Source organism: Salipaludibacillus daqingensis (assembly GCF_029891575.1).
GTDB classification, from domain to species: Bacteria; Bacillota; Bacilli; order Bacillales; family Salisediminibacteriaceae; genus Salipaludibacillus; species Salipaludibacillus daqingensis.
This window is the reverse complement of record NZ_JARZHF010000005.1, coordinates 168,666-190,597: the sequence shown is the minus strand read 5'-3', so window position 1 is coordinate 190,597 and position 21,932 is coordinate 168,666. Positions and strand designations below refer to the sequence as shown.

The 21,932-nt window shown below is 38.0% G+C and carries 21 protein-coding genes and 1 riboswitch; of the genes, 11 read left to right on the top strand and 10 right to left on the bottom strand.

Translation table 11 applies throughout. The features are described from left to right. Positions 1 to 103 precede the first annotated feature (103 nt). Positions 104 to 1,402: a cyanophycinase gene (locus tag QDN89_RS11560; RefSeq protein WP_280770294.1), complete on the bottom strand. Its 1,299-nt coding sequence runs from the start codon at positions 1,400 to 1,402 to the stop codon at positions 104 to 106. 230 nt (positions 1,403 to 1,632) lie between these two features. Here QDN89_RS11560 and ymzB point away from each other — a divergent pair, with 230 nt between their 5' ends. The 3 genes from ymzB (at position 1,633) to ilvA (ending at position 4,066) form a co-directional block, all read left to right on the top strand. Beyond that, positions 1,633 to 1,992, top strand: a complete 360-nt coding sequence (ymzB, locus tag QDN89_RS11555; protein ID WP_280770293.1) for a protein YmzB — start codon at positions 1,633 to 1,635, stop codon at positions 1,990 to 1,992. 58 nt (positions 1,993 to 2,050) lie between these two features. Then, on the top strand, positions 2,051 to 2,776 hold the full coding sequence (locus tag QDN89_RS11550; protein WP_280770292.1) for an endonuclease/exonuclease/phosphatase family protein: 726 nt from the start codon (positions 2,051 to 2,053) through the stop codon (positions 2,774 to 2,776). A gap of 81 nt (positions 2,777 to 2,857) precedes the next feature. Further along, positions 2,858 to 4,066, top strand: a complete 1,209-nt coding sequence (gene ilvA, locus QDN89_RS11545; protein WP_280770291.1) for a threonine ammonia-lyase — start codon at positions 2,858 to 2,860, stop codon at positions 4,064 to 4,066. A gap of 172 nt (positions 4,067 to 4,238) precedes the next feature. Here the strand turns inward: ilvA and QDN89_RS11540 are convergent, their stop codons facing one another. The 4 genes from QDN89_RS11540 to QDN89_RS11525 all read right to left on the bottom strand — a co-directional run bounded on the left by QDN89_RS11540 (position 4,239) and on the right by QDN89_RS11525 (position 6,806). Beyond that, on the bottom strand, positions 4,239 to 4,721 hold the full coding sequence (locus QDN89_RS11540) for a YqeG family HAD IIIA-type phosphatase (RefSeq protein WP_280770290.1): 483 nt from the start codon (positions 4,719 to 4,721) through the stop codon (positions 4,239 to 4,241). Positions 4,722 to 4,779: 58 nt separating this feature from the next. Then, positions 4,780 to 4,914: a hypothetical protein gene (locus QDN89_RS11535; RefSeq protein WP_280770289.1), complete on the bottom strand. Its 135-nt coding sequence runs from the start codon at positions 4,912 to 4,914 to the stop codon at positions 4,780 to 4,782. A gap of 64 nt (positions 4,915 to 4,978) precedes the next feature. After that, positions 4,979 to 5,146 (bottom strand): hypothetical protein, encoded by a 168-nt coding sequence (locus tag QDN89_RS11530; RefSeq protein ID WP_280770288.1) that lies wholly within the window; start codon positions 5,144 to 5,146, stop codon positions 4,979 to 4,981. Positions 5,147 to 5,234: 88 nt separating this feature from the next. Then, positions 5,235 to 6,806 (bottom strand): alkaline phosphatase family protein, encoded by a 1,572-nt coding sequence (locus QDN89_RS11525; protein WP_280770287.1) that lies wholly within the window; start codon positions 6,804 to 6,806, stop codon positions 5,235 to 5,237. Between the two features lie 356 nt (positions 6,807 to 7,162). On the opposite strand from QDN89_RS11525, the gene QDN89_RS11520 reads away from it, so the two are divergent. The 5 genes from QDN89_RS11520 (at position 7,163) to QDN89_RS11500 (ending at position 12,681) form a co-directional block, all read left to right on the top strand. After that, positions 7,163 to 8,761 carry an aspartate:alanine exchanger family transporter gene (locus QDN89_RS11520; protein WP_280770286.1) on the top strand — a complete coding sequence of 533 codons (1,599 nt, stop codon included), beginning with the start codon at positions 7,163 to 7,165 and terminating at the stop codon, positions 8,759 to 8,761. Positions 8,762 to 8,908: 147 nt separating this feature from the next. Next, the gene (locus QDN89_RS11515; protein WP_280770285.1) at positions 8,909 to 9,619 is read left to right on the top strand and encodes a response regulator transcription factor; all 711 of its coding nucleotides are present in this window, start codon (positions 8,909 to 8,911) and stop codon (positions 9,617 to 9,619) included. Beyond that, the gene (locus QDN89_RS11510) at positions 9,600 to 11,009 is read left to right on the top strand and encodes a sensor histidine kinase (RefSeq protein WP_280770284.1); all 1,410 of its coding nucleotides are present in this window, start codon (positions 9,600 to 9,602) and stop codon (positions 11,007 to 11,009) included. The genes QDN89_RS11515 and QDN89_RS11510 overlap by 20 nt, the downstream gene beginning before the upstream one ends. A 100-nt stretch (positions 11,010 to 11,109) precedes the next feature. Then, the gene (locus tag QDN89_RS11505; protein ID WP_280770283.1) at positions 11,110 to 12,078 is read left to right on the top strand and encodes a calcium/sodium antiporter; all 969 of its coding nucleotides are present in this window, start codon (positions 11,110 to 11,112) and stop codon (positions 12,076 to 12,078) included. A gap of 153 nt (positions 12,079 to 12,231) precedes the next feature. Next, positions 12,232 to 12,681: a GNAT family N-acetyltransferase gene (locus QDN89_RS11500; protein WP_280770282.1), complete on the top strand. Its 450-nt coding sequence runs from the start codon at positions 12,232 to 12,234 to the stop codon at positions 12,679 to 12,681. Between the two features lie 155 nt (positions 12,682 to 12,836). Here QDN89_RS11500 and QDN89_RS11495 read toward each other — a convergent pair whose 3' ends face one another. The 5 genes from QDN89_RS11495 to QDN89_RS11475 all read right to left on the bottom strand — a co-directional run bounded on the left by QDN89_RS11495 (position 12,837) and on the right by QDN89_RS11475 (position 17,883). Next, entirely contained in the window at positions 12,837 to 13,568 is a 732-nt protein-coding gene (locus QDN89_RS11495) for an ABC transporter permease (RefSeq protein WP_280770281.1), read from the bottom strand. A gap of 1 nt (position 13,569) precedes the next feature. Then, complete coding sequence (locus QDN89_RS11490; protein WP_280770280.1) at positions 13,570 to 14,298, bottom strand: fluoroquinolone export ABC transporter permease subunit; 729 nt, start codon at positions 14,296 to 14,298, stop codon at positions 13,570 to 13,572. Continuing rightward, complete coding sequence (locus QDN89_RS11485; protein WP_280770279.1) at positions 14,291 to 15,145, bottom strand: ABC transporter ATP-binding protein; 855 nt, start codon at positions 15,143 to 15,145, stop codon at positions 14,291 to 14,293. Before QDN89_RS11485 ends, QDN89_RS11490 begins: the two co-directional genes overlap by 8 nt. 2 nt (positions 15,146 to 15,147) lie before the next feature. Continuing rightward, positions 15,148 to 15,774 carry a TetR/AcrR family transcriptional regulator gene (locus QDN89_RS11480; RefSeq protein ID WP_280770278.1) on the bottom strand — a complete coding sequence of 209 codons (627 nt, stop codon included), beginning with the start codon at positions 15,772 to 15,774 and terminating at the stop codon, positions 15,148 to 15,150. 435 nt (positions 15,775 to 16,209) lie between these two features. Beyond that, entirely contained in the window at positions 16,210 to 17,883 is a 1,674-nt protein-coding gene (locus tag QDN89_RS11475) for an alpha-glucosidase (RefSeq protein WP_280770277.1), read from the bottom strand. A 234-nt stretch (positions 17,884 to 18,117) separates the two neighbouring features. After that, a riboswitch (cobalamin riboswitch) is annotated at positions 18,118 to 18,314 on the top strand. Between the two features lie 157 nt (positions 18,315 to 18,471). On the opposite strand from QDN89_RS11475, the gene QDN89_RS11470 reads away from it, so the two are divergent. The 3 genes from QDN89_RS11470 to QDN89_RS11460 are packed head-to-tail and all read left to right on the top strand — an operon-like array spanning position 18,472 to position 21,921. After that, positions 18,472 to 19,017, top strand: coding sequence for a cob(I)yrinic acid a,c-diamide adenosyltransferase (locus tag QDN89_RS11470; protein WP_280770276.1), 546 nt, complete (start codon positions 18,472 to 18,474; stop codon positions 19,015 to 19,017). Then, positions 19,017 to 20,414, top strand: coding sequence for a cobyrinic acid a,c-diamide synthase CobB (locus QDN89_RS11465; protein ID WP_280770275.1), 1,398 nt, complete (start codon positions 19,017 to 19,019; stop codon positions 20,412 to 20,414). The genes QDN89_RS11470 and QDN89_RS11465 overlap by 1 nt, the downstream gene beginning before the upstream one ends. Beyond that, positions 20,407 to 21,921 carry a cobyric acid synthase gene (locus tag QDN89_RS11460; protein WP_280770274.1) on the top strand — a complete coding sequence of 505 codons (1,515 nt, stop codon included), beginning with the start codon at positions 20,407 to 20,409 and terminating at the stop codon, positions 21,919 to 21,921. Before QDN89_RS11465 ends, QDN89_RS11460 begins: the two co-directional genes overlap by 8 nt. Positions 21,922 to 21,932 lie beyond the last annotated feature (11 nt).

Below are 21,932 nucleotides of genomic sequence, written 5' to 3'. Positions count from 1 at the left end.
ATAGCGATCGATGAGGATTGGTCAGCGCTTCACATTGATTTTATTGATTTAAAAATAAGAAATAAGAGCACGGGGGATTTAATGCCCCCTGTGCTCTTCGTCTTTATTCAGGATTAATCTTTACCATCACACCGTCATAAGACCATTGCTCTTGGCCATAGTGAGATTTCATTCTTACTTGTGTTTGTTTCGTTTGTGTAGCAGTTAACTCGTATCGCGGTGAATCCTCAAAAGAAGTACCTGTTATGTGTTCAGCATCTGACGTAACAAGGTCTCTCGTTAAGTTTTTATAAGCATTCGTTTCATAAAAAATATCATCATGTGTATGATCAGAAGAACCTTGACCTCTATAAGGGTTACTTTGAGAGTTGAAAATGACGTTTCCTTGATTTGGTTTATAACGGTCACCGTCATGTAAGTATGTCGATTTCACCTGATCAATTTCCCATTCCCCTTCGATCTGGTTGTTTTGAGATGTGGAAGAGCTTAGGTCAAAAATTTGCACCCCATTTTCGCCAACAACTTCCATTTCAGCTGAAGGATGGTTCGCATTTTTCACGACTAATGCAGTTGTTTCATCAACGCCATAAACTTTATCTACATTCACGTCCGAAGCTAATCTGATCATTCTCCCTTCTCTTGCTCTTTCAGAGAAGTGGCTATCAACTAAGCCGTAAGAGAAGAAACCTAAACCCCCATTTTCGTAATAACCTAATACACTACCATCTGTATGATATCCTTCTATCGCACCTTCTGTGACACCGCGATAGCTATCTCCCCCAGTAATCATGTACTCAGAAGACTGTGCAGCGGCACCAGCAGAAGATCCTGCTATCATCAACTTCCCTTCTTCAAACCTATCTCTCATTGCACTAAGCACAGCGGAATCAGACCAATTCCCTTGATCATCTTCTCGAACGAGAGACGTAATATATCTCGATTGGTCCCCACCACCGAGGAAGAATCCAGAAAACTCTCCACTACTAATTCGGTCTGCCCACTCTTGATCGTCTGCTACATCAATATTAGCAATATCAACGGGAACCCACTCTGCTTCGATGCCAAAGCTATCAAAAGCATCAATATAATAATTGGCATTCATTTTGCTGTTACTAATATCAGGGTCGTTACAACCTCCATCAGTAGATTCACCGAAATCTTCACAGTCCCAATCATAAGGATAGCTACTAGCTGTAATTATTCCTATTTTACCGTCTTCTCCACCTGATAGATCGATCATCGTTTCATAGATATCATCTGCTGCATCCCCACTACCTAGAGATCCGCCAATGACTACAAGATGACTTCCACGAGCTGCTTCTGTTTCAGCTGATAAAAATAATACGTTTCCGCTAATCAATAGGGTAAATACTAGAAAAAATATGCTACTTCTTTTAAACACACCATCGCCTCCTTCAATTTAAATAAATTATATTATAAAAAAGTATGCAATGACTGTATATTCTGAAAATTAGGAAAAAAGTTAGTGTGATTTAGAAAGAAAGATCTATTTTTTTGTAAAATAAAACTCGAACAAAGTCTAATCATGTAATTAGATTTAATTTATAGAAACGTTGAATGAAGTTCTTTATTCTGGAGAAAGTAAGAACAAAATGTAAAGGTGGTAATGATATGAACGAATCTGTTCAAGCGGTATCGGAATGGCTCGAATTGCAAAAGGAGAAGACATTGTTAATCACTAAAAAAGAGCTTGCTGTGGAGAAAAATGAATCGTTTGACGAAGATCAAGTACAAATTCAATTAAATAGAGTGGATGTTCGTAAAATCGAACGCCACGATGAAGATGGTTATTTATCAGACGATGAAGTGATCTTACACGGAGAAGGACATATACATAGTGATAAAGGAGAAGTAGAGTTACCGCAAAATGTGTTTGAAATACCTTTATATGGAGAAATAATCACTCATAAAGAAAACAGTAGAATGAAAATAGAGACAGAAAGAGCGAATTATACAATGATTGTTTTATAAAGGATACTTAAAGGTGGAATTATAACCAATGAAGTAGGTTGTTTTGAGGTGAAGTTTGTTGGAAATTAAAGTCATGACCTTTAATATACACCACGGTAAAGGGATGGATAATCATGTTGATCTCATGAGAATTGCTTCCGTGATCAGAAATAGTGAAGCAGAGGTTGTTGGTTTAAATGAAGTGGATAAATATTTCTCGAAGCGAAGTGATTTTAAAGATCAAATCCATTTCTTAGCTGATCAACTAAACATGGACTATGCTTTTGGACCTTCATTTTCTATACAGTCACGTAATAGAAAAGAAAGGAGACAATACGGAAATGGACTTTTGTCGCACTATCCCATAGAGTCAACGGAAGTGTATCGATTTAATCTCATTCCATTTATAGCTGAACCTAGATCAATGTTAGAAGCACGTATCATCATCCACCAAAGGCCAATTTATGTTTACATAACGCACTTAGGTTTGAATCCGCTTCTTCATCATATGCAAATACGTTTTATCACAAAAAAACTATCAGGAAATATCTATCCATCACTCGTAATAGGGGATTTCAACATGGTACCAAATTCGAGAGCGTGGCATCACATGCGAAAAAAATACAAAGATGCGTGGCACGTTTCTGGTCACGGTTGCGGTAAAACGTATCCTACTATAAAACCGAAAAGGAGGTTAGATTACTTATTTTGTAATCATCTTTTTGAAATAAATACTGTGTACGTTGCATCTAATGAACGAGAGGCTTCAGACCATTTACCGGTAATTGCGTCTCTGCGATTTTAGGTTATGTTACGTAATAAGATGGGGTAAAGAGAAGTATGTTGTTTTCAAGATCATCATGTATGTTTTAAGGAGGAAATGATTGTGCTTACGTATGAAGAAATTGTTAACGCTAGAGAACAAATGAAAGGTGTGATCCATGAAACACCTTTGGATTACTCTAATACGTTTAGTTCTCTTTCCCACAATAAAATATATTTAAAGTTAGAAAACATGCAAAAAACGGGCTCTTTTAAAGTGAGAGGAGCGTATAATAAAATCATTTCTTTAACCAAAAAACAAAGGGAAAAAGGGATTATCGCCGCTTCAGCAGGGAATCATGCTCAAGGAGTCGCCTTTGCATGTCGTATGTTAGCTATACCGTGCACGATCGTGATGCCTAAGGGGGCGCCTTTGAGCAAAATAGAAGCAACAAAAAGTTATGGTGCAACGGTAGAGTTATCTGGTCATAGCTTCGATGATGCATTAGCGGAAGCTTTAATAATTAAAGAACAAACGGAAGCAACATTTGTTCATGCATTCGATGATGATGCAATCATTGCGGGGCAAGGGACTATAGGATTGGAAATAATTGAACAACTACCAGATGTCGATGCTATTGTGTGTCCAATCGGTGGCGGAGGCTTGATAGCAGGTTTAGCAAAAGCCATTAAAGAAACACATCCTCATGTAAAAGTATATGGTGTTCAAGCTAGTAGCTGTAATAGTATGGGGCAATCAATCGATCGAAAACAACCAACATTAATTGATGCTTTACCGACGATGGCTGACGGAATAGCTGTGAAAAAACCAGGACAGAAACCGTATGACATTGTGGAAAAATATGTTGATGATTTGTTTATTGTTGAGGAAACAGAATTAGCTAAAACGATGCTTCTATTATTGGAGAGAAATAAATTAGTAGTGGAAGGATCCGGAGCTACAGCATTAGCTGCCTTGATGTACGAAAAAATACCAATCAAAGATAAAAAAGTTGTTGCAATACTGAGTGGTGGAAACGTAGACGTGTCGTTTGTGTCGAAAGTTATTGAGTATGGGTTAATGGAATCGGGACGTTATTTAACATTTCGTACATTGATTGAAGATAAACCAGGGAAATTACCAGAAATCCTCGGAAAGATTTCTGAACTCGAAGCCAATATTTTGAATGTAAATCAACAACGAGTCGGTGTAAAAGTATTTCCTGGACAAACGCAGTTACAAGTATCTTTGGAAACGAGAGATCCAGAACATATTAAGCAAATCTTAGAAAAATTAAGAAAAGCAGGATATGATATTGATGAACTATCTTGATTAAAATAGATGTATTGAAGAGAGGCGGCGAGAACGGCTAGGTAGCGAAGCGAAAGTGCATTATAGATTGAGGGAAGTGCATTATAGATTGAGGGAAGTGCATTATAGGATCGAGAAAGTGCATTATAGATTCGAGAAAGTGCATTATAACGAAAAGAATAATTAGTGAAGATCATTTATACCATCTTTTTATCATTTGTTTTTCTATTTTTCGCTTTAATTTGATTTGGAGCGGTTCATGCTCTCTCCCTATTGGTTTCACTAAAGCAGTTTTCATATTAAGCAGTTTTCCGCACCAAATATCAGTTAGTAATTGGTCACCTAAGAAAAGACATTCATTTGGGTTAGTGCCATTCATCTGTTTTCGTAAGCGATGAGGTAAAGGTTTCCCACAGTTTCCAAAACCATTGATTTGAAAAGGGGAACAAAATCGATCAACTCTTCCTTGACTATTATTAGATGCAATAATTAATGTGATCTTCTGCTGTTTAAGCATATTTATCCAATTGGTCAAATCACGATCTCCAGGTTTATCGTGTATCGCTAACGTACTATCTAAATCAGAAAAAATATAAGTGATTCTGTTATTATCTAGCCATTCTTTTGTGATGTCAGAAAAATGATGGAGCTCAAAATCAGGTTTGAAATACTTCATCTGGTTTACACGTCCTTTGCAAATAATAAGTTATTTTTCACCTGACTATGAGAGAATGTTACATTTCTTCAAAGACGTTGGTTGAACTTTTATTGGAACTTATATCATTTTGAAGATGTTCATATTCTAACGTAAACAATGCATCGATGATTTCAGACAGGATATCAATTACTTTCGAACGTTGTTTATTCATTACGGATAGCCCCTTTGATAGTTATTGTGAAAGTACCTCGTGCTCTATATTTTTAGTAAACGGTTTAAGAGTGGTCATATTCATCATAAATAAGCCTAGTCACTTTCGTCGTCTCTCCTTCTTCTTTGTCTTCTTTAGACGCATCCTCCCCATAAGAATCTTCTTCGTCTATTCCAGGTGCAATTTTTTCATTTTCATTAACGGATTGATTCTTGTGCTTTTTATAGTCCATTTTTTCCCACCCTTTTTTGATAATCTTGTTCTTTATTAGTGTTCTTTCAATTGCGATAAAATATGCTATAGAAACGGGCTTATAAAGGTTAATTTTCATTTTCTTCAAGTAGTTCCATTACAAATTCCTTTAAATCAACGATTCGATTGAACTCAGGTTTTTTATTCGTTCCAGCAATAACCATTGCAGCTAGTAAATCATTTTTATGAAGACCTCCGTGTTCCCCTCCGTCTTCATGGGTAGCGATACCTTCAGACAAAAAAGAGTGTCCTGGTTTGGCAGCTAAAATTAGTTTATCTGTTTCATGACTTTTTAACGATGTTTCTAAATGATTTAAAACGTCTGGAAATCGGTTGTATGAAATCCCTTTTTTATTGGATTCTGACCGTGTCAAGTCAAGGACGTCTGTATTTCCTCGTAACGACCAATTTTGATTGTAAGGGTCCATCCAATCCCCCCCACGTTTAAAAGACAGTTCTTCTTCATGGTCTGGGCTTCGGACATTTATCCAATCATTTTCTATCCAAGCAGCCAGATCGATACGGGAATCTTCCATAGCAAGCTTTGCTAAAGAGGACAAAGAATGGTGATGATGAAGATCATACACGTAAGTCATTCGTTGATTTACTCCAAAAGCAATTTCCCCTTCGTTTACAGGGGTACCTAAATCAGCAATCTGAAAATCGTTGTACATCGAATCTAAATTAATCGCAAGATCGTCGTGTTTTTCAACCAACTGGTCTTGACCGTGGTCACCGAAAATAATAAAGACATTTTCATCCAAAGCTTTGTCCCAACTGCCATAGCTATCAAGAATTCCTTGTAAATACTTATCAGCTTTTTCTAAGCCAGCTAGATGATCTGGTCCGTGTTTATGTGTCTTTTTGTCATTATCCGGTAAAAATAGCAACAGAAAGTGAGGTTGCAAACCTTTTTGAACCAATTGTTGTGTCATTTCCATCGAGTATTTGTCCATTAATCCGAAACGGTGAAACACTCCATCATTAAACTGCACTTCTTCTAATCCATGAGGTTTTTTGAATCGGCCAAAAGCTAACGTTTCTGGTCCAGCTGTGTTTATCGTTTGAGGGAGGTCAGTTAAGCCATCGATTATTGGAAAAATCTTGAGCTGATGATCGATATTTCCGCGGTAAAGTAACGTATTTATCGAACCAGATGATTGGCCTCGATCGTACAATTCTTCAAACACGGTACTGACTTCAGGATTTAAATGGTCATTATTTAAATTGGATAGAACATCATATATTCCTTGATAAAGTCCATTATTAAGCCAATATGTCCAATTTGAACCGTAATTGACGAGGCGATTCTCATCTGCTTTAAACCACGCTAATCCGGGGACTTGGTGCATGTCTGGCATCGTTCCTGTAATAAGTGTGCTTTCTACTGTTACAGACATACTCGGGAAAGGGACGACTAGTTCCTTTTCATAGTGACCCTTGTTAATTAAATATTCTAAAGCAGGGACGTTTCCTTGTTCGAGACTTTTGTCAAGAGAATGACTCATCATGGAGTCGATCATGATCATCACAACTTTTTTCTGTTGAGACGATGGTTGATTGATTTTATAAGGATCGATAGAATGAGAATCTGATTGGCAAGCACTTAATAAAATAATGAGAATGAGTACATATTTCATTTTTTTGCCTCCCTCGCTTTTCGTCCGCTTTGATTTTCTAATGTTCTAATTCAGTCAGTCTCTATTATTTTGTCCCTTTTCAATGATGTTTCATTCGGGTTATCTGAAAAAACGGGGAAGGTTCCATTTAGAATCTTTGCGAATGAAAATTGGAAGTGAAAGTTCACAATTGGAAACGATATCATTGACAACTATTCGAACGTTTTGCATCAAAAGTGTGAATCCTTTCATATTAAGTGTCTAATCGCTTTTTTTTGAAAATAAAAAGACTATAATGAAGGTTAACTTATGAATGAATAAATGAAGCAATACATACTTAGCTATTTAGCGAGTTTTTTTAGATGGAGGGGAAGGCTTTGGACATCGTAATTCATTTACTAGAAGAGCCTCTTGTGCTTCTTTTTGTTATTTTATTTTTAGGATCAATGGTCGGACAGGGAAAAATTAAAGGACTTAGTTTAGGAACATCCGGAGTTCTTCTCGTTGCCATGGTATTTGGACACTTTGGATTTCAAATTTCTCCCATTGTACAAAACCTCGGGCTCAGTTTATTTATTGTTGCTGTTGGTTTGCAAGCCGGGCCACGCTTTTTTCGAATGATGAAAACATCGGGGATTATTTTTGGGATCATTGGTTTGTTAATTGTTTTTATTGCAGCATTGACAACAATTTTTGTGTCAAAAGTATTTGGACTATCTCCTGCCCTTAGTATCGGGTTGATGACAGGAGCGCTAACGAGTACACCGGGACTTGCATCTGCTCTCCAAGCTACAAACGACCCAATTGCTTCGGTTGGGTATGGAATTGCTTATCCATTTGGCGTGATAGCAGTTGTTCTTTTTGTTCAGCTATTTCCAAAACTATTAAAAATTGATTTGGAAAAAGATTTGAAAAAAACGGTTGGTCCAGTTCGACATAAAGGGTCTCCTGAAGTGATGACCATTGAAGTGACAAAAGATGAAATCAATAAGCGAACGTTAAAAGAGCTGCGACTAATGCCTAACAGTTCAGCAGTTATAAGTCGAGTGATAAGAGGGAATCGAAATATAATAAGTCTCAGCGATACCGTAATCTTAAAAGGAGATCGCTTAGTTGCTGTAGGGATTCCATCAGATTTAGAAAAACTACGTGATCAAATTGGTCAAACAGTAGAGACAGATTTTTCAAATGTAGATAATATTAAATTACGAAAAATAACTGTCGATTCGGAAGATATGATCGGGAAAAGTGTTCGAGAACTTCGTCTTAGAAGCAAATATGGTGTAACAGTAACAAGAATGGAACGTGGGGGTTTCGAATTCAATCAAAATCCAGGTTGGCGATTGGAACGTGGGGATATTCTTACCGTAGTAAGCAGTGAGGATCGATTGAATGAAGTGGAACATTTATTTAGTCGAAAGAAATTAGCGGTGACAAATATTCATATCTTTTCATTAAGCCTTATACTTTTAATGGGAATTTTTGTTGGGATGATACCGATTTACTTGCCTGGTTTAGGTACGATGACGTTAGGTGTTGCAGGAGGACCATTGTTTGTCGCTCTTATTATTGGACATTTTGGTAAATTAGGACCGATTCGTGCGCGATTTTTCCAGCCCTCTAATCAAGTTATTGGAGATATTGGACTCGTATTATTTTTGGCGGGGGCAGGAACGACAGCTGGAGAAGGACTTGTTGAAGTCGTCATTGCAGAAGGGATCGGCCTCGTTTTTGGAGGGGCACTCATTACGATTCTTCCAATTTTCGCTGGATTTTTAATGGCAAAAAAACTATTCCACTTAAGTATTCTTCACTCTTTAGGAGCACTTTGTGGAGGTTTAACGAGTACTCCGGGTCTTGGAGCCGTCAATCAGTTGACCGATGGAAATGAACCAGCGATCGCATATGCTGCAGCATATCCTTTTGCACTGATTTTTGTTGCGATTGCAGCACAACTCCTCGTGTTTGTTTTATAACGAAACTCATTTAATTATCTTAGAAAAGGTGTTCTAGAGAAAATCTAGAGCACCTTATTTGTCTATTATCGGACAATTTTAGAGAAGGACTACATGAAGAGTGAGAAATCTCGTAGAATAGAAGTAAGATCGATAACGGGGGTGGGTATGTTGAGTCGCTATACAGTATTAATTGCCGATGATGAAGTTAATATGGTGGAATTTATTTCAGATTATCTTACAAAAGAAGGTTACCATGTTTTATCATCAGGAAATGGTAAAGAGTTACTGGAAAAAGTGAGTAGTCATAAAGTAGATTTAATTTTACTTGATGTCATGATGCCGATTATGGATGGGTTTGAAGCGTTGAAAGAAATACGCTTATCTAAAAAAATTCCTGTCATCATGGTTACAGCAAAGTCGGATGAAAATGATCGGATACAAGGATTAAAATCCGGAGCGGATGATTATATAATTAAACCTTTTAGTCCTAGGGAACTGCTTGCACGAGTCGAAGCTCAATTAAGAAGAAATTATCAATTTAATGAAGAGATAGAGAAAAATGAGTTAAGCTATGGGGCAATAGCGTGCAAACCAAGTGCACGGAAAGTTTATGTGAAAAATGAGTTGATTCAATTAACGAGAAAAGAGTATGATTTACTTTTTCATTTTTTACATCATCCTGAGCAAGTATTTAGTCGTGAACAATTATTGGACCAAGTATGGGGAATGAACTACACGGACGGAGGGCATCGAACAATTGATACCCATATGAAAACATTACGATATAAAATGAAGCAGGCAGGGGAATATTTCCAAACTGTTTATGGTGTCGGGTATGTTCTCGAGAAGGTGACTCATGATGACTTGGAATCTTAAGCAAAAAACGTGGATTTTTATCATTCTATTTACAATAATCACGATGTTCACGATTGTCTTACTTACTAATTATTTGTATGAGCAATTTTATATAGAAAACCAAGTGAATCAATTAAAGGCACGTGGTGATTCACTTGAGGAAGTTTATTATGAAGAGGAAGAAAACAATAAAGAAGAATTTCATCGATTTATTGTATTTATGTCTCGTTGTGCTGCGGCTCAAATCGTCTATGATGATTCTGTTGAGGTTATCAATGGTACAATTCCAAGTGATATTCCTCTTCTAGACGAAGAATCACGGTTAACTGAAGAAGAAATGATCAAGTTTGAAGAAGATGAAACATTAATTTTAACAAGAAGTGGGATAGACAAAGATTACCTTATTATAATGAATCCATTGTTAAATGACGACGATGTTGTTGAATCTGCAATTGTCATTTCCACACCAGTAACTGCAGCTTTTGCCCCATTTCAATCGTTAAGAGGAATATTGTTTGTAGGATTAGCTATTGCCTTTTTAGTCATTGTGTTTGTATTAAATAAAGTTGCAAATTATGTAATTAAGCCAATAGAAAAGATGATCTATGCCTCTAAGTTTATGTCAAAAGGTGATTTTTCAAAAAAAATAGATGTTGAAAATAATGATGAAATCGGAGAATTAGCAACCTCATTTAATTATATGAGTACATCACTAGCAGAAGCAGATATGAAGAAACAAGAATTTCTCGGTAATGTCTCACACGAATTAAGAACACCATTAAGTTATTTAAAAGGTTATTCTGAAGTTTTACTTGAGCAAAAAGAAAATGGAGAGCCATTAGATACGAAATATATTGAAAAAATTCACTCTGAAGGTTCTAGAATGGAAAATTTAGTTCATGACTTACTCGACTTAGCTCGATTGGAGGGAGATAAATATCCGATGACACTAGCGCCAATTCCGTTCGCCCAATTAGTTGAAGATGTGGTGGAAAGAATGTCGTTGGAAGCTAAAAAGCGTGGAATGGAAATCAGGCTAGATTTAAACAATGATACGATCATCAATGGTGATGAAAAACGGATGGAGCAAGTTGTCATTAATTTAGTTGAGAATGCGATTCGATACGGGAAACATGGAGAATATGTTGATTTAATGATGGATATCAAAGAAGATAAAGCTATTTTAAAAGTAATTGATTATGGGGAAGGACTTCCTAAAGATGCTTTAGATAAACTGACGGAAAGGTTTTATCGTTTAGATCGGTCGAGATCTCGTTCTTCAGGTGGAACTGGATTAGGCTTGACGATCGTAAAAGAAATTGTGAAAAAGCATAATGGATCATTGACGTTCGAATCAGAAGTAGGAAAAGGAATGATAGTTAGCGTGATTTTGCCGTTGTTTGAAGGATAAATTCAAACTCTCTATCGTTGTTTCAGTTGGTAGAAAAGAATAATTGCTATTAAAACCATGCATAATACAACCGTCGACTAGATGGAAGGAGAAAATATGTATGGTTTATATATTGTTATTGATAGGTTTTATCTTACTAATCAAAGGAGCGGATTTGTTTGTTACGGGTGCCTCTGAAATAGCAAGATTACTAAGAGTATCACCTGTCTTAGTTGGTCTTACGATCGTTGCTTTTGGAACCGGAGCTCCAGAGGCAACGGTTAGTATTATTGCTGCATTAGAAGGGAATCCAGGAGTCACGATTGGAAACGTCGTTGGTAGTAATATTATTAATATTGCCGGAGTGATTGGTCTCACAGCAGTGATTTCTCCTTTATTAGTTGAGAATCAAACGGTACGAAAAGAAATACCATTTACTATTTTAGGGAGTATCGCATTTATGGCGTTAATTGCTGACATAGGAATGGACGCGGAGTCCACAAATTTATTGTCACGCGGTGATGGGATTGTTTTGCTATTATTTTTTGCTATTTTTATGTACTACGTTTTTGAATTAGCTATGAATCACCGCCAAGAAGACATTGTTTCAAGTGAAGAGAAGAAAGCAAATAATGAGGTAAATGCCTGGAAGAAAAATAGTATCGTCACGTTGCTCGGCTTGGCAGCAATCATCTTAGGTGGATATTGGGTTGTTGAAAGCAGCACTTCCATTGCAATACGATTTGGTATGAGTGAAACACTTGTGGGGTTAACCGTTGTATCTTTAGGATCCTCGCTTCCTGAATTTGTCACATCTATTACTGCTGCTTTGAAAAAACATAGTGATATTGCCTTGGGTAACATTGTTGGAAGTTGTATCTTTAACATCCTTTTTGTTTTAGGAGTTGCCTCTATTATTACTCCCCTGCAAATAGAGAGTAAAATCTTGTTAGATGTTTCATTTATGATTCTTCTAACTATTAGTTTGCTTTTCTTCTCTCGGACAAATTGGAAGATTGACAAGCGGGAAGGGAGTATTCTTGTCATTTCTTACCTTATTTATCTGGCATATATTATATACCGAAATTAATTCGATGCTGTAACTCTCTCTACTGTGTTTTCTTTTCAAGGTAGACACTTTCATATTGTAAGGTTGAAAATTCTGTTAATAGTGATAAAATAAATAAAATCACTAGGTGGAGTTTTCTTTGCAGGGCTCGCTCAATATTTGGAGGAGATCATTATGGAGTGGTACATAAAAAGGTTTGAAGAGCTTTCAACAAGCGAGCTCTATAAGATTTTGCAGGAAAGAGTGAATGTATTTGTTGTGGAACAGAATTGCCCATATCCTGAAGTAGACGGAAAAGATCCGAAAGCCTATCACCTCTATGTGAAAAAAGAGGAAAAAGTGATTGCCTATACCCGACTTCTTCCTGCTGGAGTAGCCTACGAACAGGCATCGATAGGAAGAGTTCTTGTTGAACAATCATATCGAAATACAGGGTTAGGCCGAGATATTATGAATAAATCGATCGAATTCTTAACAACGGAACTCCGGGAACACGCGATTAAAATTCAAGCACAAGAATATGCACTGAAATTTTACGAGTCGTTTGGTTTTAGAGCCGTTTCGGACGTTTACCTAGAAGATGATATTCCTCATGTAGATATGGTGATGCAGAGAATCAACTAATTCACTTGATAAAGGTTTCGTTACTTTATGGAGAAACGGGGATGCCCCCAGCAATGCTCTTTCCCACCATCCCTCATGGAAAAGCGAAGCTATCGAAGAGGCATCCCGTCCTTCTATGAAGCCGCAATGTCTAGTTGAGCTTCTAAAGTTTCTAATTACGATAATCCTCTTTTCTTAAAAACTCCGTAAACGAGATAGAGAAGTATGATCATATATGCGAAACCAATCCAATAAAATCCATGGAAACTTAAAGGCAGTGTTCCGTCAGGTAAAAGCAAGGTACTTAACACTTTGGCAGGCCAAAATCCAGGGACGAATGCAAAAAACCATTGTTTCGCATCATTAAAAAATAACGCTGCTACTGTAAATATCATTAAAACCCCAACAACTGCCTTCATCATCGCAAACCCTTCCATTTTATTTTTAGCCAAAGAATTAATTAATAATGTGATAATTGGAGTGATGAGTGCAGATAAGAAACCAATCATGATTACATAGCCCATTCCGATCGAAACTAAATTTGAAAATAGGATGATGTATACGCTCGCTAAAAACGTAAGAAGAACCCCCATCATAAGTCGAAAAGATAAAAATTGAAAAAGGGGAAGAGGAGTTACTCGTATAGATGTGAAAATATGGTCTTCTCGGTCATCAATAATCGAAAATGCAATCATCGCACCGTAAATATGGGGGGCGATTAACGTCAGCCCTGCTAAAATGATATAGTAATACGGCTCTAAATTCATCCCGTCAGCGTCCTCGATCCAAGGCACAAGCCAGCGTCCCAAAAAACCAAATAAAATCGGATAGAAAATCATAAACGCCGTTAACGAATCACGAGTCCACTTTTTCACTTCCGTTTCAATTAAACTACTGTAAACACTCATGTTATTGTCCCCCTTCTTTTTGGGCAAAAACATCGAACTTCTTCAGCGTGATAAAAAAGATTCCTATCGTCACTGCTAGTAAATAACTAGCTGAAACCCATATTTCCCATGTCTCCAGAGGTATTCCAGCTGCGGCATTTAACACGTTCATAGATGCTTGTGTTGGGATGATATATAGGACGTATGCAAACCATTCTGTTTGGATGACTTGCAGTTCCACAAGAATGACAGGAACGACAAACACAATCATATATAGAGATGATCGCATAATTAAACTGGTGAAATCTTTGGCATAGAAACTCATCCAAAATCCTAGAATGGCGTGGAAAAAACCAATGAGAGAAACACCTGCTATAAACCCAATTAGGTTGATATTAGCACCTTTTACCCAATACACGAAAGCGAATAAAAGAACAACTGTAAGTAAATTGGAAACGACAATAGAAACACCTTTGGAAAGAATATAGTCACTTTTTCGGATTGGTGATACCATCAATGACCGAAATGTTCCTTCTTGTTTTTCGAAAAACATCGTCGCGCCAACGAAGATAATCGACATAATGGAAGCATCAACAAAAACAAGGATAGCAAACATTTGATTAATAAAGGTATCATCGACAAAGTATAAAAATCCTATCCAAAATAAGATGACGAACAATGAGGAAGGAAGTATTTGATACTTGTTCATTCTTTGAATTTCTCCGACCGTTAGCCTTAAGAAATTAGTCATCGATTTTCACTCCTGTCATTTGAATGAAAATATCCTCCAGAGTGGTTTCTTGGCTGTGCATTGTTAAGAGCTTATGCTGTTGGATAATAGAAAGAAAGGCGTCGTCTGTCCCAATCGTATCTAGGTTAAAAACATCTGTTTTTTGTTTATTCCCACTCATATATTCAACGATGACTGTGCGAGCACTACCCTTTTGTTTTAAATTTTTCGGTGAATCGATTTCCGCAATCGTTCCGTTTGCCATGAACGCAACGCGGTCACACAGTTCATCCACGTCATTCATCAAGTGAGTTGTTAAAAGAATCGTTCCGCCTTGATTACGGTATTCTTTCATCATATTTTTAATAATTCTTGAATTGACTGGATCGAGCCCATTTGTCGGTTCATCTAGAAATAACATGGTAGGTTGATTGATCATCGCTCTCACGAAATTGAGTCGTACTTTCATGCCTTTCGAAAACTCACTGACTTTCTTTTTGCGATCGTCGTAAAGACCTACTCGTTTCAAGAGGGCATCCGTATCAGCGGGATTTTTGTATAATTTTTTGAAAAAAGAAATGTTCTCCTCCGCTGTTAATTTAGAAAAATGGACAGGCATTTCAAAGCCTACACCTATGTCTTCAAAATAATCTTTACCGTATTGAGTCAAATCTTTACCTTTGTAAAGAACGGCACCTTTATAATTTTGAATAAGCTTGGTTAGAACCTTTTGCGTCGTACTTTTTCCAACACCACTTGGACCAAGCAAACCGAAGATTTCTCCTTTATTAACGTGGAAGTTCACATCCTTTAGCGTTTGCTCATTCCCATTTGGATACGTGTAAGATAGTTGCTCCACTTGAAACATTTTTATTCCCCCTTTTTAGTTTCTACACCTCGTTTGAAAATATTGATCATCTCATCAACAGCAATCAAATATTCTTCTGGGCTCTCAAACCATGTTGTTCCTGTTAGATAATAGTCACTAATGGATAGATTCATTTGGTAAAACAAAAAGGCAGCTGTTTGAATATTTATATCAGAGCGAATTTCCCCTTTGTTTTGTGCTGATTGCAAGAGATCGATGAAAAATTGTTTTGATTGCTGCTCTTGCTCCCCAAAGATCTTTTGCTTAAATACAGGGTCTCCTTTGAATAAAAGGTTCCCTATTTGTGCATATTTTGGATGCGTCATGGCAAACGTTAGTCCAGTGGAATATAACCCTTTCAGCCGTTCAAAAAAAGACGCATCTTTTTTTTCAAGGTATGCATGCAAGTACGACAATTTTTCATGTGCAATTTGTTCTGTAATGTGACAATAGAGGTCCTCAAGGTTTTCAAAATATTGATAAAAGCTCCCTCTTGATATTTCAGCTCGTTTAATTAGCTGATTAATGCTCACATCATTAAAATGAGCGGAAGCAAATTCATCAATAGCAACGTCTATGATGCGTTGACTTTTCTGTTTGGGTAAGTTAAAAAACGTTGGGGTCGGCATAAATTCACTCCTCTCGAGATGCTTTTTTGTAATTGTGACAAGGTTGTCATATCGTTACTTTGATTATATGACAAGGGTGTCATATAATCAATGGAATAAGTGATTTTTTTGAGAAAAAGATGTGTAAGTAGAGTATTTGTGAATGTTTTCGAGGGCACCAGTGAGATGGGTGGCGTTCGGTGTTGGGCATGTCGCGAGTGTGTCGTGTGTCGAAAATTGTCATAATGCAATTTCGTGATTCTATAATGCACTTCCTCAGATCTATAATGCACTTTCGTGATTCTATAATGCACTTCCGCAAATTTATAATGCATTCCCCCGATTCTATAATGCACTTCCGCAGAAAAACATGCATTTTCAAAATTTGAAACCAACCAAAAAAGAGCAAACTCGAGCGGAAAATCATCATCCGCTCCGGGTTTGCTCTTAAAACACTTATTTTTTAACTAAATAAACTCTCGCTTCATATGGTTTTAAAGAAATTGTCGTTGATGCCGAGTGAGCGTCTGTGTTCAAGTTTGCTAATGCAAGTTGTTCACTTGAAAGGGGTTGGGAATCGTCTTCTGCTACCCACTTGGCATTTTCAGATGTTAAGTTTGTGATAATAACGGCTATTTCTCCATTAAGTTCACGTTTATAAGAGAAAATTTGCTCATCATCCGCTAACAATAAGTCGTAGCTTCCATACGTGAAAATGTCGTGGTTCTTTTTCAGCTGAATCATCTTTTTATAAAAATGAAGGATAGAATTGTTATCTTCCAACTGCTTCTCAACATTGATTTCCTTATAATTTGGATTCACTTTAAGCCATGGCTTACCAGTAGTGAAACCGGCGTTCGTCTCATCTGTCCATTGCATCGGTGTACGGCTATTATCTCTAGACGTGTGCGCTAAAACATCAATAATTTCTTTCGGAGAAACACCTGCCGCAGTTTGCTCACGATACATATTCTTCGCAGCAACGTCGTTGTACTCATCAATGTCGTCGAAATAAATATTCGTCATGCCGATCTCTTGACCTTGATAAATGTAAGGTGTCCCTTTCATAAGGAAGTACATTGCACCAAGCGCCGTTGTACTTTCGCGCCAATATTTCTTGTCGTCGCCCCACGTGGATACAACACGAGCTTTATCATGGTTTTCAATAAATAATGCATTCCAGCCATCATGCTCTAACCCTTTTTGCCAACGGGTTAACACTTTTTTCAGCTCAACAACATCTAGACCGCCACCAACTTCATAGTCCCACAAGTCCAAATGTTCAAATTGAAACACCATATCCATTTTGCCTTCTTCACCAACCCATAAGTGCGCTTCATCAACGCTAACCCCATTGGCTTCACCGACGGTCATCGTATTTGGATATTTTGCATATGTTTCCTCTTTATATTCTTGTAAATAATCGTGTATGCCTTCTTGATTCATGTGCATGTCGAAAGAAGGAACATATTTCTTTTCATCTGGGTTCGGTAAGTCTGGGAATTCTGGACGTTTCTTAATATGACTAATAGCATCAATTCGAAAGCCGTCTACGCCTTTATCAAGCCACCAATTAACCATGTCATACAATGCGCTTCTTACTTCTGGATTTTCCCAGTTCAAATCAGGCTGGCGTTGGGAGAAAACGTGAAGAAAATATTGCTTTGTTTTTTCATCATATTCCCACGCGGAACCACCGAAAATACTTTCCCAGTTATTGGGCTCTTGGCCTTTTTTCCCATCACGCCAAATATACCAATCTCTCTTTGGATTGTCTTTATTTGAGCGAGACTCAATGAACCAAGGGTGCTCGTCACTCGTATGGTTTAATACTAAATCAATAATCAATCGCATTCCTCGTTTATGAACTTCGTCAAGGAGTTGATTAAAGTCGGCCATCGTGCCGAAGTCTTCTAAAATGTCTTGATAATCAGAAATATCATAACCATTGTCATCCAATGGAGACTTATACATCGGACATATCCAGATAAAATCAACGCCTAAGTCTTTCAAATAGTCGAGACGCTGAATCATTCCAGGAAGGTCACCAAACCCATCCCCATTACTGTCTTGAAAACTTCGAGGATACACTTGGTACCCAACTGCTTCTTTCCACCACGTTCTTTCCATGTTCTCCACCTCATTATTCCAATATATCTCTTTTTATTTATCATGCACGAACAAGTTGTGCAAACGATTTTCCAGTTACTTTGATAATCATATCTAAATTAGATGAAAAATACAATTGCATTCGTTATATTTTTGTGCACACATGAATGAAAATCATCTTTTAGAATGAAATGACTAAATTGTCCGTTTACTTTCCACTGACGCTCCATTATACTGTGTACAAATAAAAGACAATGACATAGTTACAAATAGGTTCCTTTTTCTAGTGATCATTCGGAAAAGGTTAAAAGGGAAACTGGTGAAATTCCAGTACGGTCCCGCCACTGTAAACGTTTAGGAATGTTGATGATAACCACTGTGGAAACACGGGAAGGAGTCAACAAAACCTTTGAGACGTAAGTCAGGAGACCTGCCTTATTTGTTGCTTCATCATCCTTCGAGGAAAAGGACGTGAACGTGCGAACTGTTGCTATAAAAACAACAGTTACCTTACTATATTTCGCTGAAATATGTATAGGTATACGTATGTAACGCTTTCCTTAGGGGAAGCGTTTTTTATTTGGAACGAATAAAAGGAGGACGGCCAAGATGGGTGAAAAGAAACAGCGAGGCATGACGCTCGTGCACACAGGAAATGGAAAAGGGAAAACCACTTCATCATTAGGGGTAGCTCTTCGCGCCGCAGGACATGATTTTAACGTGAAAATTTTTCAGTTTATCAAATCACCAGAACGAACGTACGGCGAGCAAATTGCGCTTAAAAAACTTGGAATCGAGATGCTTCAACTAGGAAGAGGTTTTACGTGGACAAAAACACCAGCAGAACATAGAGAGGCCCTTGCCAATGGATGGCCTATTGCGAAAGAAGCGATCATGAGTGGAGAGTTTGATGTCATCATTTTAGATGAAATCAATAATGCTTTGGCCATTGAGACGTTTCCAATCGATGATGTGTTACCACTTGAAGATGTGTTAGAAGTAATAAAAAATAGACCAAAACACGTCCATCTTCTGTTAACTGGTAGGGATGCTCATCCAAAAATTAAGGACCTTGCAGACCTCGTTTCCGTCGTTGAAGCAGAGAAACACTATTATGATGAGGGGATTCCAGCAATTAAAGGAATCGAATATTAATGAATATGGAAACCGCAAACGAGAAAAGCAGACGGTTAGTCATTGCTGGAACAAGCAGTGGTGTTGGGAAAACGACCTTAACGATTGGTATCATGTCGGCTTTGAAACAAAAGGGCTTGATCGTACAAGGATTTAAATGTGGTCCCGACTATATCGATCCATCCTATCACACGGCTGTTTCTGGAAGGAAATCTCGTAACTTAGACAGTTGGATGCTAAAAGAACAAACGCTAAAAGAAGTGTTGCATAAAGGAAGCATTGGAGCAGATATATCCATCATCGAAGGGGTCATGGGTCTTTACGATGGGAAAGATCCAACGTCTGATGAAGGGAGCACAGCTGACATTAGTGTGATGACAGATAGCCCTGTTTTGCTTGTTGTCCAGTGTAATGCGATGGCTCGAAGCGCAGCGGCGATTGTGAAGGGGTTTCAATTATTCAATGAAAACGTGAATATCGTTGGAGTTATCGCCAATCAAGTTGGGAGTGAAGGACACTACTTCCTTGTGAAAAAAGCGATTGAACAGGAGTGTCAGATCCCAGTTGTCGGTTATTTAACGAAAGACACAAATCTGACGATGCCAGAACGACATTTAGGATTGATTCCATCTGTGGAAAGAGGGGAATTAACGCCATTTTTTGACGAAATAGGCAAGGTTGTTTCGCAAACAGTTGATCTTGATCAGATTTATGATATCTCGCAAACTTCTCCAGCTGTTGAACAGCAATCGGACCTGTTTACACGTCGTCAAAATACCCCTGTTGTAAAGCTAGCGATCGCAAGGGACGAAGCTTTTAACTTCTATTACGAAGAAAATCTAGAATTATTGGAAGCTTATGGGGCAGAGCTTGTTTATTTTTCACCACTTTTAGGGGAAACGCTTCCAACAGGCGTCCATGGATTATACATTGGCGGAGGATTTCCAGAAGAGTACGCCGAAAAGTTATCGTCGTTTATCGATGTGAAGAACTCCATTAAACATGCAATAGAGAGAGGAATGCCAACGTTTGCTGAGTGCGGTGGTTTTATGTATCTATGTGAATCAATGGTGACATCGGACAAGCTAACGTACCCTATGGTAGGTCTACTCCCTGGTGTTATTTCCATGACGGATCGATTAGCAGCACTTGGCTACCGAGAAGTGAGCGGATTAAAGGGAAACTTTTTACTCAACAATGGTGAAAAAGTAAGAGGGCATGAATTTCATTACTCTACTTACGAAGCAAGAGAGTCAATGAATGCAGCTTTTGAAACAGAAGGTAGGCATGGTTTTACTAAAGAAGGTGTTGTTACAAATAATCTAGTTGCTGGTTACACTCATCTTCACTTTGCTTCCAACCCTTCATTAGCAGAGTCCTGGATTCATCGATGTTTGGAGTGGAAAAACGATGACTAAAGGGTTGCCAATAATGATTCAAGGAACTCATTCCGATGCAGGGAAAAGCATTATTTGCACAGCATTATGTCGGATTTTTTCAGAAAAGGGGTATAAAACGGCGCCATTTAAGTCCCAGAATATGGCGTTGAATTCCTATATTACGGTGGATGGAAAGGAAATTGGTCGTGCTCAAGGTGTTCAAGCAGAAGCAGCAGGAGTTGTTGCAACGACGGATATGAATCCAGTGTTGATTAAACCAACAGGGGAGTTTCAGTCGCAAATTGTTGTTCATGGTATACCATACAAAAATATGAAGGCTGGAGAGTACCGTCAGGATTTTTACGATGAAGGGCTTAAATTAATCACGGAAAGTTATGAGACCCTTGCAGAAAATTATGAGCGAATTGTTATCGAAGGAGCGGGAAGTCCAGCGGAAGTGAATTTGAATGACCGAGAATTGGTGAATATGCGGGTGGCTAACATCGCAAATGCTCCGGTTATTTTAGTTGGGGATATTGATAAAGGTGGCGTGTTTGCTAGTTTAGTAGGGACGTTACAGCTCCTCGAACGAGAGGATCGGAAACGTGTCATTGGGGTAGTGATCAATAAATTTCGTGGAGACGTCAAGCTACTTGAACCAGGTCTGGATTGGTTTGAAGAATATACGGGTTTACCGGTTTTAGGTGTCGTTCCACATATCGATCACTTGAACATTGAGGCAGAAGACTCGCTGGCGTTGGAACAGTATGCAACCTATAAGGACGAAGAAAAGGAATTGGATATTGCCGTTATCTCATACCCACGCATCTCTAATTTTACGGACCTTGATCCATTGATGAGAGAGCCGGATTGCAGTGTGCGGTTTGTCCGGTCAAAAAAACAGTTAGGAAATCCAGATTTAATTATCTTACCTGGAAGTAAAAACACGTTAGAAGACGTGGCATTTCTTCATGGCAATGGTCTAGTTAAAAAGATCCTCACACTCGTTAAGGAAAACAGGACTCTTGTTGTTGGCATATGTGGTGGGTATCAAATGCTTGGTAACACGATATCAGATCCGAATGCTGTGGAGTCCGGAGTCAAGTCGATAACAGGATTGGGATTGATTGATCATTTACAGACCACGTTAACGGAGAAAAAACGGACGGTTTTGTCTAAAGGAACGGTTACTTATTTAGGAGAAGAAATAGCTGTTTCTGGTTATGAAATCCATATGGGAGTGTCTCATTTTTCAAATAATGACGGTGACTCGTTTATTGATGTAAACGATGGTGAGGAAGATGGGTTTATCAGTACGAATGAACGCATCATCGGAACGTACTTTCACGGAATTTTTGAAAATGACCAGTTTAGACGCCTGCTATTAAACCATTTACGCGAGGAAAAGGGATTGGCACCAATTGATCATCGTGTTGAGTTTCTTGCACTGAAAGAAGAAGCATTTCAAAATTTGGCAGCGGTTGTCGAAGGTCATCTTAACGTGGATTGGATAGAAGAAAAAATGCAAACGTTTCAAGAAAACTAGACTATTCAGAG